16 protein-coding genes are annotated in these 17,252 nt (G+C 70.9%); 8 read left to right on the plus strand and 8 right to left on the minus strand.

Annotated features, from left to right (window positions below):
• Positions 1-287 precede the first annotated feature (287 nt).
• The 5 genes from AC3EO4_RS35200 to AC3EO4_RS35220 all read right to left on the minus strand — a co-directional run bounded on the left by AC3EO4_RS35200 (position 288) and on the right by AC3EO4_RS35220 (position 7,029).
• Entirely contained in the window at positions 288-422 is a 135-nt protein-coding gene (locus AC3EO4_RS35200) for a hypothetical protein (RefSeq protein WP_358127072.1), read from the minus strand.
• 11 nt (positions 423-433) lie between these two features.
• Positions 434-1,876, minus strand: coding sequence for a hypothetical protein (locus tag AC3EO4_RS35205; protein ID WP_431899721.1), 1,443 nt, complete (start codon positions 1,874-1,876; stop codon positions 434-436).
• A gap of 576 nt (positions 1,877-2,452) precedes the next feature.
• On the minus strand, positions 2,453-5,038 hold the full coding sequence (locus AC3EO4_RS35210; protein WP_431899722.1) for a Tex family protein: 2,586 nt from the start codon (positions 5,036-5,038) through the stop codon (positions 2,453-2,455).
• A gap of 526 nt (positions 5,039-5,564) precedes the next feature.
• Positions 5,565-5,879 (minus strand): hypothetical protein, encoded by a 315-nt coding sequence (locus AC3EO4_RS35215; RefSeq protein WP_379578643.1) that lies wholly within the window; start codon positions 5,877-5,879, stop codon positions 5,565-5,567.
• A 220-nt stretch (positions 5,880-6,099) separates the two neighbouring features.
• Positions 6,100-7,029, minus strand: a complete 930-nt coding sequence (locus AC3EO4_RS35220; RefSeq protein WP_431899724.1) for an AraC family transcriptional regulator — start codon at positions 7,027-7,029, stop codon at positions 6,100-6,102.
• An 82-nt stretch (positions 7,030-7,111) separates the two neighbouring features.
• Between AC3EO4_RS35220 and AC3EO4_RS35225 the strand changes: the two genes are divergently transcribed.
• The 7 genes from AC3EO4_RS35225 (at position 7,112) to AC3EO4_RS35255 (ending at position 13,010) form a co-directional block, all read left to right on the plus strand.
• Positions 7,112-7,279, plus strand: a complete 168-nt coding sequence (locus AC3EO4_RS35225) for a hypothetical protein (protein WP_431899726.1) — start codon at positions 7,112-7,114, stop codon at positions 7,277-7,279.
• Complete coding sequence (locus tag AC3EO4_RS35230; protein WP_431899727.1) at positions 7,276-7,749, plus strand: anthrone oxygenase family protein; 474 nt, start codon at positions 7,276-7,278, stop codon at positions 7,747-7,749. Before AC3EO4_RS35225 ends, AC3EO4_RS35230 begins: the two co-directional genes overlap by 4 nt.
• Positions 7,750-7,857: 108 nt before the next feature.
• Entirely contained in the window at positions 7,858-9,483 is a 1,626-nt protein-coding gene (locus AC3EO4_RS35235) for an ABC transporter substrate-binding protein (RefSeq protein ID WP_431899729.1), read from the plus strand.
• Complete coding sequence (locus AC3EO4_RS35240) at positions 9,483-10,496, plus strand: ABC transporter permease (RefSeq protein WP_379578633.1); 1,014 nt, start codon at positions 9,483-9,485, stop codon at positions 10,494-10,496. The genes AC3EO4_RS35235 and AC3EO4_RS35240 overlap by 1 nt, the downstream gene beginning before the upstream one ends.
• Positions 10,493-11,338, plus strand: a complete 846-nt coding sequence (locus AC3EO4_RS35245) for an ABC transporter permease (protein WP_379578631.1) — start codon at positions 10,493-10,495, stop codon at positions 11,336-11,338. Before AC3EO4_RS35240 ends, AC3EO4_RS35245 begins: the two co-directional genes overlap by 4 nt.
• Complete coding sequence (locus AC3EO4_RS35250) at positions 11,335-12,138, plus strand: ATP-binding cassette domain-containing protein (protein ID WP_431899732.1); 804 nt, start codon at positions 11,335-11,337, stop codon at positions 12,136-12,138. Before AC3EO4_RS35245 ends, AC3EO4_RS35250 begins: the two co-directional genes overlap by 4 nt.
• The gene (locus AC3EO4_RS35255) at positions 12,135-13,010 is read left to right on the plus strand and encodes an ABC transporter ATP-binding protein (protein ID WP_379578627.1); all 876 of its coding nucleotides are present in this window, start codon (positions 12,135-12,137) and stop codon (positions 13,008-13,010) included. The genes AC3EO4_RS35250 and AC3EO4_RS35255 overlap by 4 nt, the downstream gene beginning before the upstream one ends.
• 103 nt (positions 13,011-13,113) lie before the next feature.
• Here the strand turns inward: AC3EO4_RS35255 and AC3EO4_RS35260 are convergent, their stop codons facing one another.
• Together AC3EO4_RS35260 and AC3EO4_RS35265 are read right to left on the minus strand one after the other, a co-directional pair.
• The gene (locus AC3EO4_RS35260) at positions 13,114-13,470 is read right to left on the minus strand and encodes a DUF742 domain-containing protein (protein WP_354913508.1); all 357 of its coding nucleotides are present in this window, start codon (positions 13,468-13,470) and stop codon (positions 13,114-13,116) included.
• On the minus strand, positions 13,463-15,355 hold the full coding sequence (locus tag AC3EO4_RS35265) for a sensor histidine kinase (protein ID WP_379578624.1): 1,893 nt from the start codon (positions 15,353-15,355) through the stop codon (positions 13,463-13,465). Before AC3EO4_RS35265 ends, AC3EO4_RS35260 begins: the two co-directional genes overlap by 8 nt.
• Before the next feature lie 163 nt (positions 15,356-15,518).
• Between AC3EO4_RS35265 and AC3EO4_RS35270 the strand changes: the two genes are divergently transcribed.
• The gene (locus tag AC3EO4_RS35270) at positions 15,519-17,084 is read left to right on the plus strand and encodes an ABC transporter substrate-binding protein (RefSeq protein ID WP_379578620.1); all 1,566 of its coding nucleotides are present in this window, start codon (positions 15,519-15,521) and stop codon (positions 17,082-17,084) included.
• A gap of 3 nt (positions 17,085-17,087) precedes the next feature.
• Here the strand turns inward: AC3EO4_RS35270 and AC3EO4_RS35275 are convergent, their stop codons facing one another.
• A complete protein-coding gene (locus tag AC3EO4_RS35275; protein ID WP_379578653.1) occupies positions 17,088-17,252 on the minus strand; it encodes a hypothetical protein in 165 nt (54 codons plus the stop codon).

Below are 17,252 nucleotides of genomic sequence, written 5' to 3' on the forward strand. Positions count from 1 at the left end.
CTCTGGCCAGCCACCCGCCGTCCACCTCAGCGGCGCTCTTGGCCCGCCACCCGCCATCCATCTCGGCGGCGCTCTTGGCTCGCCAGCGCCGTCTACCTCGCCGGGCACTCCGCGCCCGCCATCCACCGGGGTCGGTTCGGTCGCGGGTCGGAGTCCCGATGTGCGAAACCGGTGGCCGCCCGCCTCGCTCTCGAACCGCTGAGCGCGGTGTCGGGAACGAGCGAAAGCCCACGGACGGCTCCTGTAGGAAGGGCCGTCTCGCGGGCTGGATCAGCGAATACCCTGGATCAGGCGGTGATCATGAGGGCGAGGCCGATGAGGACGACGATCGGGACCACCCAGACGACAGCCTCGGCCGCGAACTCCTTGTACATGCTGTAGCTCTCCCTCAATGGGCCGCAGAAAAGGTCACTGCGCAGCATAGCCGCACCGGTCAGCGGTCCGTCCCCCGGTGCTCCCTTTCGGCGAGCCTGAGCCGCTTGGCCAGACTGAACCGCAACCCGTCGGCCATGAGGAGCGGAAGGTCCCGAGAGTCGGCCTCGACACGTGCGCGCAGCTCGGGATGATCTCCCAGGTGGCGCGTCCAGGCCCGCAGAACCTGGGGCATCGCGTCGATGGCGGCCTCGCTCATGATCGCCTCTCTGGGCAGCCAGGAGGTGATGAACTGGGTGACACGCGCCGGACTCCACCACGACGGACGGTCGCCCACGAACTCCACAAGAGTGGCGAACGCCTCACTCGCGCCCGGCACATCGGGGAGATCGTCGAAGCGTTCCACGGTGTCGTCCGGCGACAGCCGCCGGCTCTCGGAACCCCTTGAGGAGTCCTCTCCCTGCCCCGCAGCACCTTCTGCCTCGAACGGCCGACCTCCCACGCCAGCCCCTTCTCCCGCCCTCGCTCTCGCTTCTCCCGCCCTCGCTTCTCGTTCTCCCGTCCCCGCTTCTCCCGTCCCCGCTTCTCCTGCACCCGCTTCTCCTGCACCAGCGGCGGAGCGCTCGGCGGTGCGGGCACGGGCCAGCACGATCGCCCGAGCATTCGGGAAGGTGTCGGCGACCGGCGCGCCCATGATGGCGTCCGTGAGCTCGAACGCGTCGATGATCCGGCCCGCCACCCTCACGGGATCGGCCGGGCGGACGTCGAGGTCGTCGAGGAACTTCGGCTCCTCGATCATCGCGTCGACGGCGAACCCGCCGCTCGCCTGGTCGATGCCGACCACCGCCAGGTGGGGCTCCTTGCCGTTGGGATAGACGAAGGAGATGACCGCCAGGGCCTGCTCGCCGTACGGGTCGGCGGTGCCGTACCACGCGCCTTCGGGATGCGCCTGCCCCATGAGCCGCATCCACCGAACCGCAGGGCCCTCGCTCGCGGTCGTCTTGCCGACGCGTGCCTCCATGTTGGCGGTCGCCTCGCCGACGCTCGTCTCATCGCTGGAGGGGGTCTCGCCGACGCTCGTCTCATCGCTGGAGGGGGTCTCGCCGACGCGCGTCTCAACGCTCACGGCCCCCTCGACGGCGCTCGTCTCATCGACGGCGCTCGTCTCATCGTCGGCGCTCGTCTCATCGTCGGCGCGCGGCTCGCCGGCGGAGGTGTCGCGAGCGTTCGTCCCCTCCTCCGCGGGCCCGGTGCTCGTCTCCTCAGTGGCGGGCTCGGCGGCCGGGGGCTGGCCGATGGAGGCGAGCGCGGCGAGGACCAGGCGCGCCTCGGGGGTGTCTTCGTGGGCGGCGCGCTCCACGAACGCCCGCGCGGCCTCCTCGTCGTCGTGCCATTCGGCGGCCAGCCGGCTCGCCCACAGTTCGGCCCGCAACGGCGATCGCCACCTCAGCAGGTCATGAGCCTGCCGTACGGCGTCGCGGTAGAGGTCACTGGTCTCGTCCATCGCACCCACTCCACGACCGTACCCACTCGATGGGTCGGGACATCGCTCCGTCCGCTCGCCGCTGAACCGGGGCCGGGCCGATGCCGGGAGAACGGACCCGCCTTCCGGGCCGGGATCCGCAGTGTCGGTGCCGCATGAGGGTGAGTGACGTGGCGCCTGGCTCGATGCGGGCGGAAGCACGGCGGGGCGCAATGCCGACCGGCGGGACCGTCGCTCGCTCGCCCGGAGACGCGGGTGGTGTGACGGTCGTTCGGTGACGCGGGTGGTGTGACGGTCGTTCGGTGGCGCTGGGTGTGCGGGGTCGTCGCTGGCGGGCGGGGTGCGGAAGTCGACCGAGCGGCAGGGAGCGGGTGGTGTGACGGTCGTTCGGTGGCGCTGGGTGTGCGGGGTCGTCGCTGGCGGGCGGGGTACGGAAGTCGACCGAAGCGGCAGGGGCGCGGGGTGGTGTGACGCGCTGTCGGTGGCGCGAGGGACCGGGCGGTGGCGCTCGATCGGGCAGAGGCGTACGGGAACTCTGGTGGTTGACCTGGGGCGTGGGGTGGGCGACCTGGGTCGGTGCGCCCACCCCACGTGCGATCAGTAGTCGTCGCCTGCCAGGCCCGCCTTGCGCAGGGCCTCGGCGAGCGCGCCTGTCGGAGCAGGCCGGCGCTGGCCGCCGCGCTGGCCGCCCTGGCGACCACCGTCGCGGCCGTCTCCGGAACGGCCGCCGCCGTTCCCGCGGCCACCGTCACGGCCTCCGCCGTCGCGGCCACCACGGCCGCCGTCACCACGGCCACCGTCACCACGGCCACCATCACCGCGGCCTCCATTGCCACGGCCGCCGTCACCACGGCCGCCTTCGCCGCGGTTGTCGCCGCGTCCGGCGTCGGCGCCGCGGCCACCGCCGGAGCGTCCGTCGGCGGAGCGGCCACCCTGCTGCGCGCCGCCCTGACGGCCGTCCGCGCGGCCCTCCGACGAACGGCCGCCGCGCCCCTGCCGGGAGCCCGCGGCGCTCTCGTCCTCCAACCGCAGCGTGAGCGAGATGCGCTTGCGCGGGATGTCGACCTCGAGCACCTTGACCTTGACGATGTCGCCGGGCTTGACCACATCACGCGGGTCCTTGACGAACGTGCGCGACATCGCCGACACGTGGACCAGGCCGTCCTGGTGCACGCCGATGTCGACGAACGCCCCGAAGGCCGCGACGTTCGTCACGACGCCTTCGAGGATCATCCCGGACGACAGGTCGGAGAGCTTCTCCACCCCGTCCTTGAACGTCGCCGTCTTGAACGCCGGCCGCGGGTCACGTCCCGGCTTCTCCAGCTCGCCCAGGATGTCGGTCACCGTCGGCAGGCCGAAGGTGTCGTCGACGAACTCGGCGGGCTTGAGCGAGCGCAGCGTCGCGGTGTTGCCGATCAGCGACTTGAGGTCGGTGCCGACGGTGGTGAGGATGCGGCGCACCACGGGGTACGCCTCGGGGTGCACGCTGGAGGCGTCGAGCGGGTCGTCGCCTCCGGGGATGCGGAGGAATCCGGCGCACTGCTCGAACGCCTTGGGGCCGAGCCGCGCCACCTCCTTCAGCGCGCTGCGCGACCTGAACGGCCCGTTGGCGTCGCGGTGCTGGACGATGTTGTCGGCCAGGGTCGAGCCGATGCCCGACACGCGGGTCAGCAGCGGCGCCGAGGCGGTGTTGACGTCGACGCCGACCGCGTTGACGCAGTCTTCGACCACCGCGTCGAGCGAGCGCGACAGCCTGGTCTCGGCCAGGTCGTGCTGGTACTGGCCGACCCCGATGGACTTCGGGTCGATCTTGACCAGCTCGGCCAGCGGGTCCTGCAGGCGGCGGGCGATCGAGACCGCGCCGCGCAGCGACACGTCGAGGTCGGGCAGTTCCTGCGAGGCGTAGGCGGAGGCGGAGTAGACCGACGCGCCGGCCTCCGAAACCACGATCTTGGTCAGCCCCGGCATGTGCTTGACCAGCTCGCCGGCCAGCTTGTCGGTCTCGCGGGAGGCGGTGCCGTTCCCGATCGCGATCAGCTCGACGCCGTGCTTCTGGGCGAGCGCGCCGAGCACGGCCAGCGACTGGTCCCACTGCCGCTTGGGCTCGTGGGGGTAGATGGTCGCGGTCTCGACGACCTTGCCCGTGGCGTCGACGACGGCCACCTTGACGCCGGTGCGCAGGCCGGGGTCGAGACCCATCGTGGCGCGCGTGCCCGCGGGAGCGGCCAGCAGCAGGTCCCGCAGGTTGGCGGCGAACACCCGCACCGCCTCGTCCTCGGCCGCCTGCCACAACCGCATGCGCAGGTCGAGGCCGAGATGGACGAGGATCCGCGTGCGCCACGCCCAGCGGACCGTGTCGTTCAGCCACTTGTCGGCGGGCCTGCCCTGGTCGGAGACACCGAAGCGGGAGGCGATGCGCAGCTCGTACTCGGGCCCCTCCTCGGGCTCGAGCGCCACCGAGAGGATCTCCTCCTTCTCGCCGCGGAACATCGCGAGGATCCGGTGGGAGGGCAGCTTGGTGAAGGGCTCGCTGAAGTCGAAGTAGTCGGAGAACTTGGCCCCCGCCTCCTCCTTGCCCTCGCGCACGGTCGAGGCGGCCCTGCCGTACGACCACATGCGCTCGCGCAGCGTGCCGATCAGGTCGGCGTCCTCCGCGAACCGCTCGATCAGGATGGCCCGCGCGCCCTCCAGGGCCGCGGCGGCGTCGGCCAGCCCCTCCACGACGTACGGCTCGGCGGTGGCGGTGGGGTCGAGCGTCGGGTCGGCGAGCAGCGCGTCGGCCAGCGGCTCCAGCCCGAGCTCGCGGGCGATCATCGCCTTGGTGCGGCGCTTCGGCTTGTAGGGGAGGTAGATGTCCTCGAGGCGGGCCTTGGTGTCGGCCGCGAGGATCTGCTCCCTCAGCTCGTCGGTGAGCTTGCCCTGCGACTCGATCGACTCCAGGATGGCCGCGCGCCGCTCCTCGAGCTCGCGCAGGTAGCGCAGCCGCTCCTCCAGCGTGCGCAGCTGCGCGTCGTCGAGCGCGCCGGTGACCTCCTTGCGGTAACGCGCGATGAACGGCACGGTGGCGCCGCCGTCGAGCAGGTCGACCGCCGCTTGCACCTGCCCGTCGCGTACGCCCAGCTCTTCCGCGATCCGCTGGTGAATAGAGAGCACTGATTCGCCTTTCGATGGTCCGCCGCCCATTGTGCCGGACCCGGGGCGCGAGTGCGCTCGCCTGAGCCGTCTTGCCTGTACAGGAGGGCCCTTCCTCCCGCACGGCACGCCGACCAGGCGCCTCCGCTCCCGATGGTCCCGTCCGCCGAGGGCGCGCGCCCAGCAGGACTTCGGTCCCGCCGTCACGGCGAGCCTGAACCCGCAACCCTAGACCCCGGCACCGACGTTTTCCGCGACGCGGGGACGACCACGCGCGTGCCGCCGCCCTCCGGCGGGAACGGCGGCGGCACGCCTCCTCAGCGGGGAACGGCCGCCTTCGAGGGGGTCGAGCACTCGGGACACGCGGGCCCCGTCCACGGCGCGGGCACCAGGTGGCCGCGGTCACGCCAGGTCACGGCGCACCTGCCACGCCCGTTGTCGACGTGCCACGCCTCATACGTGTGCTGCCATTCCGAGCGGCATTGAGGGCAGTGATGGGTCCATGTCTCCAGTACGACGCAGCAATCCTTCATGTCTGGCTCCGATCATGTGGTGGTACGGCGGGCGTGGAGCCCTGTCACGTACGCCACACGCAGAGCAGCGTCTGGAGTTCGGCCGTCCGCGCGCATGGGCGCGCGGCGGGCACGCTGCTCGCGGGGGTGCGAGGCCTCGGTGCGGCCCGGCGGGCGGGACGGCGGAGGAGTCGTCCCGCCTTCCGCGAGATCTCCTCGACCGAGAAGCGTTCGGTGGCGACGACCTCGCGTTCGGAGGCGTGCGCCTCGGCGTGGGGCGCGGGCGGGCCGATGACCTGCATGGTCCAGGCGAGGGCGGCCACGAGCACCCATAGCCATGCCCTTCCGCCGGGGGACAGGCGGGGCACAGCGGCGATCACGTACCGTGATATGTCCGCTGCTCAGAGCGTGGAATCGTAACGGAGTGTAATATTCGTCCTCGGCCGCCGTCGGCGTGGCCGCATCCGCGGGCGTGTTTCCGGATGGGGCGGCTCGCGTGGTGGGGTTCCCGCCCTGGCGGGCGGTCAGGGGCGGACGGGCGTTCCGCTGGTGCGGCTCGTCAGGAGCGGGGTTCTCCGGGAGGGCCGGGTCGGGGGAGGGTTACGCGGGGGCCATGCGGTGTTCCTGGGGGCTGAGGCCCCTCTCCCGCTTGAACGCCGTGCTCAGCGCGAACGCGCTGCCGTACCCCACCTTGTGGGCCACGGACGCCACGGTCGCCTCGGGCTCGCGCAGCAGGTCGGCGGCCATGGTGAGCCGCCAGTTGGTCAGGTAGGACATGGGTGGCTCGCCCACCAGCTCGGTGAAGCGGCGGGCCAGCGCCGCGCGGGAGACGCCGACGCGCTCGGCCAGCGCGGAGACGGTCCACGGGGTGGCGGGCTCGTTGTGCAGCACCCGCAGGGCGCGGCCGACGACGGGGTCGCTGTGCGCCTGGTACCACGCGGGCGCCTCCGCCTCGGGCCTGGAGAACCAGGCGCGCAGCGTGGCGATGAGCAGCAGGTCGAGCAGCCGGTCGAGGAAGACCTCCTGTCCGGGCTGGTCCTTGGCCACCTCGTCGCCGAGCAGCGTGAGCAGGGGTGAGTCGAGTGAGGGGACGACCAGCGTCGGCGGCAGGGCGCGCAGCAGCCGCCTGCTGATCTCGCCCTGCATCTGGTAGGTGCCGCTGAGCATGGCCGTGGGGCCGTCGAGGCTGTCGCCCCACGTGCGGACGCCCAGGTCCATCGACGCGCACAGCTCCACGCCGTCGACCGTGGTGCTGCGCTCGCCGGGGTGGATGAGGATCGTCGGCTCGGTGCCGGGGTCGTCGGCCACGTTGTAGGCCTCGGGCCCTCGCATGATCGCCACATCACCCGGCCGCAGCAGTATGGGAGGCCCGCCGTCGGGTACCACCCAGGACTCGCCGCGCAGCATGGAGACCAGCGTCAGCGGGGCCCGGTCGAGGATGCGCACCGACCACGGCGGTGTCATGATCGAACGGAGCAGGAAGGCGCCCCGGGCTCGCGGCCCGTCGAGGAGTCCTGCGAGAGCGTCCATGTCGGAAAGCCTAGACGCTCGATGATGCGGGCGAGCTTCTCGACGATGGCCGCCGCGCAGGGGTCCCGGCCAAGCTGAGGGCATGACGAACCTGGTCCTGGGCGGGGCCGGCAAGACCGGCCGCCGCGTGGTGAAGAAGCTCGAGTCCCTCGGTCCGCCTGATCGCGTCGGCTCGCCGGGCCGTGAGCCGCGGGACTCCCGCCCGTACGCCGAGGAGAGCGCCGCGACCGGGGTGTGGGGCCGACGATGACGACGCTGACGCAGATCACCGCGTTGCTCAGCCTGGTGCTGCTGGGCGCGATGGCGGGGTTGTTCTACGGGTTCACGATCTCGGTGATGCCGGGGCTCGACGCGATCAGGGCCGACCAGGCGGTCGCGGCGATGCGCAGCGTGAACAGGAAGATCCTGAACCCGGTGTTCCTCCTGATGTACCTGGCCACGCCCGTCGCCCCTCTCGCGACCGGGGCGCTGCTCCTGACGCAGGACGTCTCCGAGGCGGGGATCGCCTTCCTCACCTCCGGCGCCCTCTACGTCGTCGGGTCGTTCGCGGTCACCGCGGCGATCAACGTGCCGATGAACAACGCCCTGGAGGCGGGCCAGGGCGAGGCGCAGCGGCTCTGGGCCGCCTACACCTCGCGCTGGCAGCGGTGGAACACGATCAGGGGCGTGGTGAGCTTCGCCTCTCTGATCATCGCCGGAGTCGGGCTGCTGTTGTGGTGATGCCCGCCAAGCGGGAGGTGTAAGTCGCTACGATCTTGCGCGGGCGGGGTGAAACCTGGGCGAAAAGCGCGGATCCCGTCAGAGTGGCTTACGAAAGGAAATCCCCCCATGCGCTGGCACAAGCGTCTGCTCACCGCAGGGGTCGTCGGGGCCGTGACCATGACCGCTTCCGCGTGCGCGGGCGGACAGGTACGCGGTGCCAGCCAGCCCCCTTCAGCGCCCGCCACAGGATCGACAGCCTCCCCCCAGGCGAGCACGGCGACGGAGAACGACAAGGCGTTCGTCTACGCCCCCAACCTGGACGTGGTCACCGACTGGGACCCCGCGACCTCGTACTCCAACGAGAACATCGCGATGCAGAACATCTACGAGTCGCTGACCCGCTACAACGTCACGACCCAGAAGCCCGAGCCGCGCCTGGCCACCGAGTGGAGCTCGGCGACCGGCGGCAAGGAGTGGACGTTCAAGCTCCGCGAGAACGTGAAGTTCCACAGCGGCAACCCCGTCACCGCCGAGGCCGCCAAGAAGGCCATCGAGCGGACCAGGAAGATGAAGGGCGGCGCCGCCTACATCTGGGACTCGGTCAAGAAGATCGAGACCCCTGACGAGCACACGCTGAAGTTCACCCTGTCCTACGCCACCCCGCTCGACCTGGTGGCCTCCTCCGGCTACGCCTCCTACATCTACGACACCAGCACGGTCGACCAGGTGAAGGACGGCAAGACCGACGCGGGCACCGGCCCCTACACGATCGACACGTGGGAGAAGGGCAAGGAGACCGAGCTCACGCTCAAGGCCTTCGAGGGCTACTGGGGCGGCTGGAAGCCCGAGCAATACAAGAAGGTGGCCTTCCGCGTCACGCCGGAGCTGAACACGGCCTGGCAGCTGCTGCAGAAGGGTGAGGTGAACTTCGTCCAGCGGCTCAACCCGCAGCTGTTCGCGCAGGCCGGCACCACCGCCGGCGTCCAGGCGGCTCAGACGCCTTCCTTCCAGAACCTGATGCTGCTGTTCAACACCGAGAGCGGCCCGCTCAAGGACGTCCGCGTACGGCAGGCGCTGCAGAAGGTCCTCGACTACGACGGTCTGGCCGCCGCGCTCAAGGGCGCAGGGCAGAAGGGCTCGGGCCTGGTGCCGCAGGGCCTGCTCGGCTTCACCCCCGGCCTGGAGCCCAAGCAGGACATCCAGGAGGCGACCGAGCTGCTGGCCTCGGCCGACTACGGTCCCGACCTCAAGGAGCTGAAGCTCAGCCTGACCTACGCCCAGGGCGACGCCGACCAGCAGTTGCTCGTCACGCTGCTCAGCACGGAGCTGAAGAAGCTCAACGTCACCCTGCAGGCCAAGCCCATGCAGTGGAACCCGCAGTGGGACCTCGGCAAGAAGAAGGGCCAGGACATCTTCGTCATGTACTGGTTCCCCGACTACGCCGACCCCTACTCGTGGTTCGTCAACGTCTTCCGCAGTGCCGACCCCGTCTCCTTCAACCTCTCCTACCTGAAGGACGAGGCCGTCGACAAGGCGATCGACGCGCTGCCCGAGCTGACCGCGACCGACAGGGCCGCGGCCGAGCAGTCCTACGCGGATCTGCAGAAGAAGATCATCGAGGAGAAGGCCGCGGTCGCGGTGCCGTACGTGCAGACCTACCAGCGCGCGCTCTCGGCCGGCGTGCAGGGGTACGTCGACAACCCCGCCTACCCGAACGTGGTCTCCTTCTACGAGCTGAAGCCCACCGGGTGATGCGTTACCTGGCTCGCCGGCTCGGCCAGGCTCTCCTGGTCGTGGCCGGCGTGGTCATGCTCACGTTCGTCATCATGCGGATGGTGCCGGGCGATCCGGCCGTGGCGTACGCGGGGCCGAAGGCGACGCCGGAGCAGCTCGCCGCCGCACGTGAGCAGTTCGGCCTGGACCGGCCGCTCCACGTTCAGCTCTGGAACTACGCCAGGGACCTCGTCACCGGCGACTGGGGCACGAGCCTGCGCACCCGGAGGCCGGTCGTCGACGACCTCCTCACCGCCTTCCCCGCCACGCTGGAGCTGGTGGGCGCGGCCCTGATCGTCGCGATCCTGGTGGGGGTGCCGGTCGGCGTGCTCGCCGCCCGCTACAAGACGAAATTTCCCGACTTGTCGGTACGGCTGGGCTCCATGCTGGCCGTCTCCGTCCCCGTGTTCTGGCTGGCGCTCGCCCTGCAGACCCTGTTCGCCAGCCATCTGGGCTGGTTCCCCGTCGCCGGCGAGTACGACAACACGCTCGACACCACCAGCCCGCTCACGCTCTGGACCAACATCACGATCGTGGACGCCCTCATCACCGGCAACTGGCCGATCTTCACCAGCACGCTGAACCACCTCGTGCTGCCGTCGCTGGTGGTCGCCGCCTATCCGGCGGGCGTGATCGCCCAGATGACCCGCGCCGCGCTCATCGAGGAGTCGAGCCAGGACCACGTGCGGCTGGAACGGGCCATGGGGTTCGGCGAGACCGCCATCCTGACGCGCTTCGCGCTGCGGCCCGCGCTCAACCCCGTGCTGTCGCTGATCGCCCTCGTCTTCGCCTACTCACTGGTCAACGGCTTCCTCGTCGAGGCGGTGTTCAACTGGCCTGGACTCGGGCGCTACGCGTTCAACGCCATCACCTCCGCGGACACGCCGGGCATCGCGGGCGTGACCGTGCTCGTCGCCGGGGTCTACGTGCTGGCCAACCTGGTCGTGGACCTGCTGCAGGGCGTCATCGACCCGAGAGCGAGGGCGCGATGACCGCCGTCGAGCCGCGCAGGCGACTGTTCCGCGTCCCCGACCGCTTCGCGGCCTTCGGGGCGGTCCTGCTCGTGCTCATCGCGCTGTCGGCGATCTTCGCGCCGTGGCTGGCGCCGTACGAGGAGAACGACCCCAGGCCGCTGGATTCGCTGCTGCCGCCCAGCGGTGCGCACTGGTTCGGCACCGACCAGGTCGGCCGCGACGTCCTCACCCAGGTCCTGTACGGCGGGCGCACCTCGCTGGCGATCGCCGCCGCCGTGCTGGCCATGTCGGCGACGGTCGGCGTCACGCTCGGCGTCGTCGCCGGGTACGCGGGCGGCTGGGCGCGCGACGTGATCATGCGGATCACCGACGTCTTCCTCGCCTTCCCCGCGCTGCTGCTCTCGCTGGCGCTCGCCGTCGTGCTGCAGCCGAGCGTGACCACGGTGATCCTGGCGATCGCGGTGACCTGGTGGCCCTGGTACGCCCGCCTGTCGGCCGCGGTGGCCGCCTCGGTCGCCACCAGGAGCTACGTGGACGCGGCCCGCTGCCTGGGCGTGCCCGCCCCCGTGATCGTGGCGCGGCACGTCCTGCCGAACTCCCTCACACCCGTCCTCGTGCAGCTCTCGCTGGACGCGGGAGGCGTGATCCTGACCGCGGCCGCGCTGTCCTATCTGGGGCTCGGCGCGCACGAGCCGACCGCGGAATGGGGACTGATGGTGCAGCAGGGACAGACGCTCTTCACCACGAACTGGTGGGTGGTCACCTTCCCCGGCCTGGCCATCCTGCTGACGGCGTTCGCGTTCAACGTGCTCGGCGAAGGACTGCGCGGCGCGCTCGACCCGCGGAGGGCCGCCAGGTGATCAGCATCCGCGACCTGCGGGTCGCCTACGGGACCCGGGTGGTCGCGCACGTGCCCGCGCTCGACGTGGGCGCGGGAGAGTGCGTGGCGATCGTGGGAGAGAGCGGGTCGGGCAAGTCCACCACGCTGCTGGCCGCGCTCGGCCTCACCGAGGGCGCCGACGTGTCGGGGGAGGTGACGGTGTGCGGGGTCGACGTCCTGCGGGCCAGGCCGCGTGCGCTGCGGGCGATCAGGGGGTCGAAGGCCGCGCTGGTCATCCAGTCGCCTCAGGCGGCGCTGTCGCCGACGACGCGGCTCGGCGCGCTGATGCGCAGGGCGCTCAGGCTCCATGGCGTCACCGGCCGGCCTTCCCGGGCGAAGAGCCCTTCAGAGGAACCCGGCGTCCCGGGCGGGAGTCCGCGCGGGGGGATCGACGGGGTGATGGCGGAGGCGTGCGAGGCCGTGATGCTCGATCCCGCGATCCTGCGCCGCTACCCGCACGAGATCTCCGGCGGCCAGGCCCAGCGGTTCGCCATCGCCCTCGCCATCGCGCTCGGCGCAGAGGTGATCCTCGCCGACGAGCCGACCAGCGCCCTCGACGTCACCGTCCAGGCCGAGGTGGTCGGCGTGCTGCGCAGGCTCCGCGAGGAACGAGGGCTGGCCCTCCTGATCGTCTCCCACGACCTCGCGCTCGTCTCCACGATCGCCGACCACGTGCTGGTCATGAAGGACGGCGAGGTCGTGGAGTCGGGCCAGGCCGCCCAGGTGTTCACCCGCCCCGGCCACCCCTACACCCGCGAGCTGCTGGAGGCGCTCCCATGATCATGCGCGCCGAAGGCGTCACCCTCGCCTACGGAAGGACTCCCGTCGTCCACGACGTCACCCTCGACATCTCCGCGGGCGGCGTCGGCCTCATCGGCGAGTCAGGCTCGGGCAAGACCACACTGGCCCGCGCCTTCCTTGGCCTGCTCAAGCCCGTCAGGGGCCGCATCACGTACGGCGGGCGGGACCTGCGCGAGGTCGACATGAAGGTCTTCAGGAAGGCGGTCCAGCCGGTCTTCCAGGCCGAGTCGCTCGACCCCAGGATGTCCGTCGGCCGCTCGATCGCCGAGGGAAGCCGTGACAGGGCGGCGGTGCCCGCGCTGATGGAGGAGGTCGGGCTCGACCCCGCCCTCGCAGGTCGCAAGCCGCACCAGCTGTCGGGAGGCCAGCGCCAGCGCGTGGTCATCGCCAGGGCCCTGGCCGTGCGGCCCGAGCTGCTCATCCTCGACGAGCCCACCAGCGCGCTCGACGTCACCGTCCAGGCCAGGATCCTCGGTCTGCTCGAAGGCGTCGGGACCGAACGGCTGCTCATCACTCACAACCTGGCCGTGGTGGGGCGGCTGTGCCGTACCTCCCACGTGCTCTTCGCCGGGCGGATCGTCGAGTCGGGGCCGACGGAGGACCTGCTGCGGCGCCCCGCCCACCCCTACACGCTGGCGCTGCGTGACGCCGTGCCGAAGCTGGGCGGCGAGCCGCCGGTGGCCAGGGGACGGGCGGAGTCGGCGCCCGCCGAGACGGGATGCCCGTTCAGGCTGAGGTGCCCGCTGGCCGTACCGGAGTGCGAGAGCGCGCCCGAACGGCGGGAGGTGGCGGGCAGGACGGTCGCCTGCCACCGGGCGGAGCTCGTCCTCACCGGGCTCGCGGCCAGGTGAGGGACACGGCGGCAGGCCCCGTACCGACCGGCGGTACGGGGCCTGAGGCCCGCTGAGGAGCCACGGGCCCGCGGTCCGCCGATCAGCGGACGCAGGCCGGTGATCACAGGGCGCGCAGCCCGTTGATCACTTCCAGCATCACCTTGGCGTCGGGCGCGGGCGGCGGCTTCTCGACCTCGACCAGCTTCTGCGCGTGCAGGTCGCCGACCAGCACACGCACGACGCCGATCGGGAGGTTCAGCTCCGCGGCCACGTCCACCAGCCGTGTGGGCTTGGTGCACTGTTGAAGGATGATCAGATGCTCGGGGCCGAGGCCCACGGGCATGGCCAGGCCGCCCGCCGTGATGATCACGGCGATGAGGTCGATGGCCTCGCTCGCGGGCACGGTGCGACCGCGGGTCAGCAGGTAGGCCGGGACGATGGGACCTGCGTCCTCGTCCAGCCAGCGCTCCTCACTCACTGGTCACCACCCGCATCTTTCTCACGGGTTCCTGCTCCTGCTCCTCGGGTGTCACGACGAGCTCTGCGGGGATCAGCACGATGGCGGTGGTCCCTCCATATGGCGAACCGCGCAACGTCACGCGGATGTCATGCCTGGCGGCCAGGCGGGCGACGACGAACAGGCCGAGCCTGTCGCTGTCGGCGAGATCGAACTCGGGCGGGTTGGCCAGCCGCTCGTTGAGGTCGGCCAGCTCCTCCTCGCTCAGCCCGAGGCCCCTGTCCTCCACCTCCACCACGAAACCGTGTGCGGCGAGCTCGCCCCGCACGATCACCGTGGTCTGCGGAGGGGAGAAGACAGTGGCGTTCTCGATGAGTTCGGCGATCAGGTGGATGACGTCGCCGACCACGGGCCCGGCCAGCGAGTGGGCGGGCATGGGGGAGACGGTCACCCGGGTGTAGTCCTCCACCTCGGCCGAGGCGCCACGCACCACGTCGTGCAGCGGCACCGGCTTGCGCCAGCCGCGGCCGGGGGCGGCGCCGGACAGGATGATCAGTCCCTCGGCGTGGCGGCGCATGCGGGTGGTCAGGTGGTCGAGGCGGAACAGGTCGTCGAGGGCCTGCGGATCGGTCGCGGTGCGCTGCATGCCGTCCAGTTGGATGCGCTGGCGGTGCAGCAGCGTCTGGCTGCGCCTGGCGAGGTTGCGGAAGACCTGGCCGACGCCGGCGCGCAGCCTGGCCTCGCCCACGGCCGCCTCGACGGCGGTCTGCTGGACGGTGGCGAAGGCCTTGCCGACGTCCGCGATCTCGGCTGTCCTGCCCGGCACGGTCAGCTCGGGCATCTCGACCTCCTCGCCCTGACGCAGCTTGCGGACCACCTGCGGCAGCTCGGTCTCGGCCACCTCGAGCGCCGCCTGGCGCAGTCCCGCCAGTTCCTTGGACAGCCTGTTGCCCATGCGCAGCGAGATGACGATCGAGACCACCACGACCAGCAGGCCGGTGCCCGCCAGGACCATGGCGTTGACGAGCACCGCGTCGGCCACGGGCTCGGCGCGCTCGGTGAGCACGACGCTCGCCTCGTTCTGCGCGTTCTGGATGGCGTTGGCCAGCGCGGTGGAGGTGGAGGGCCAGTCGGCGGGCGCGCGGCCCGCGATGATCTGCTCCTCCATGATCCTCAGCCGCTGGTACGCAGGGGTGGTGATGATGCCGACCTGGATCTCGCGCAGCGGCGCGTCCAGCTCGGACAGCGCCTGGTCGATGAGGAAGCGGCGGTTGCCGACGAGCTGGGTGAAGAGCTTGCGCTCCTCGTCGGCGGGGTTGCCGACCGCGATGGCCTGCTCCCTGGTCAGCAGCTCCTTGGCGTACCCGAGGTTGATGACCAGGCGTGACTGCTCGTAGATCGGGATGTCGTCGATCAGCGCGACGCTGCGCTGCAGGCCGAAGATCGCGTCGGAGATCGCGTTGTAGGCCTCGATCGTGGGCAGCCTGGGCGACAGTCCCGCGTCGACCTCGCCTCTGATCGCCTCAAGGCGCGACAGCTGGCTGAGGACCGTGTCGATCTGGCGGCGCACCGCCTCGCTGCTGGAGCTGCGCGAGCGGTCCGACAGCCGCCGGAAACTGTCTCTGGCCGCGTCGGTCCTGGCCCGCTGCTCGTAGGCGTCGCTCTGGTCCGCGGGAGCGTGCCGGCGCACCACGAGTCTGGCCGAGGTCAGCCGCTCGCGCTGAAGCTCGCCGATCAACTGGCTCGCCGGTTGGCGTAGATTGGTCCAGCGCTCCTTGTACGAACGCAGCTCAAGGCTCTCGCCTGCGGTCACGGCCACGATGACACCCCACAAGGTGATCATCGAGACCAGCGGGACTAGCAGCAGGCCGACGATCTTCACCCTGATCGTGCGGCTTCGGCCCATGACACCTCACTCCGGTCGGTCCCTAGCATCGGAACCCCGGATTTGGGACAGGTGAGAGCCTAGCAACTGCACCTCACTTTTTCCCGATTTTTCGGGATTTTCAGCGTGATTTCGTGATCTTGGAGTAGGTTCGCCAGCACAATCGGGGAGTAGAGGGAGGCAGATGCGCCGTCGGCTGATCGCGGCCGCGCTCGCGCTCCTTCTCGCGGGCTGTTCGGCCCCGCTCGCACGGCAGGAGCAGCGGCCGCCCGCAAAGGAGTCCACGTTCGTGTACGTGGAGAACCTCGGCGTGGTCACCGACTGGGACCCGGCGAGCTCCTACTCCAACGAGATCATCGCGATGCAGAACATCTACGAGTCGCTGACGTTCTACAACCCGGTCACCAAGAAGGCGGGCCCGCGCCTCGCCACCGCGTGGCGCGCCTCGCCCGACGGCAGGACCTGGACCTTCACCCTGCGCTCCGGCGTCACCTTCCACACCGGCAGACCCATGGACGCGGCCTCGGTCAAGGCGTCGATCGAGCGCACCATGGCCTCCAAGAGCGGCGCCTCCTACATCTGGGACGCGGTCGAGACCATCAGGGTCGACGACCCTCTCACGGTCACGTTCACGCTGAAGTACGCGGTGCCGCTCGACCTGGTCGCCTCCTCCGGATACGCCGCCTACATCTACGACACCGCCGCCGCGCCCGACCTCAAGAAGTGGGTCTCGACCGGAAGAGACGCGGGCACGGGCCCGTACACGGTCGCCGGCTGGCGCAAGGGCAAGAGCGACGAGCTCACGCTCAAGGCGTATCCGGCCTACTGGGGCGGCTGGGACAGACCCCACTACACCACCGTCAAGTACGTGGTCGTCCCCGAACCCGAGGAGGCGTGGCGCCGCCTGCTGCAGGGCGAGGTCAGCTTCGTACACCGGCTGAACCCGGCCCTGTACCGCAGGGCGAGCAGGACGGCGGGCGTGCGCACCGCCGACATGCCGTCGTTCCAGACGGCGATGCTGCTGTTCAACACCGCCTCGGGCCCACTGACCGACGTGCGGATCCGCAGGGCGCTGCGCAAGACCATCGACTACTCGGGCACGCTCCGCGTGCTGCGCGGGGCCGCCTCCCCCGCGACGGGCCTGGTTCCAGACGGGCTGCTCGGCCACGTGGCGGGCCGCTCACCCCGGCAGGACCTGCAGGGCGCGGCGGACCTGCTCGCCAGGGCGGGGTACGGCCCCGGCCGTCTCCCGCTCCGCCTCACCCTCACCTACGCCCAGGGCGACGAGGACCAGCGCGTCTTCGTCCAGCGCCTGGCCGCCACCCTCGAGCCGCTCAACGTCACGCTCGTGGCCAAGGCGATGCCGTGGGAGGAGCAGTGGGCGCGCGGCAAGAAGCGCGGGCAGGACATCTTCCTCATGTACTGGTGGCCCGACTACGCCGACGCCTACTCCTGGTTCGCCAACGTCTTCAGGAGCGCGGAGAGCGTCCAGTTCAACCTGACCTACCTCAAGGACCGCGACGCCGACGCGCTGATCGACACCCTGCCCCAGCTCACGGTCACCGACCGCGCGGCGGCGCAGAAGGCCTACGCCAAGCTCGGCAGGCGGCTGCTGGACGTGCAGGCGGCGGCCGCGGTGCCGTGGGTGGTCAACTACCAGCGCGCCTACCTGAGCGGCATCCAGGGCTACAGCGACAACCCCGCCTACCCCGACGTGGTCTTCGTCCACGAGCTGCGCCCGGTCGGCTGAGGGTCAGGCCCTCTTGTCGGGGACCTCGACGCGCTCGCGAAGCCTGGACCTGATCTCCTCCGGCGTGTAGGCGCGGCGCCGCCGTTCGGCGCGGGCCATGACGACACCGGTCGCGGCGACTCCCGCCATACCGGCCAGGCCGAGAATCTTCCACCACTTCGTGCGCAT

The organism is Nonomuraea sp. bgisy101, assembly GCF_057708945.1.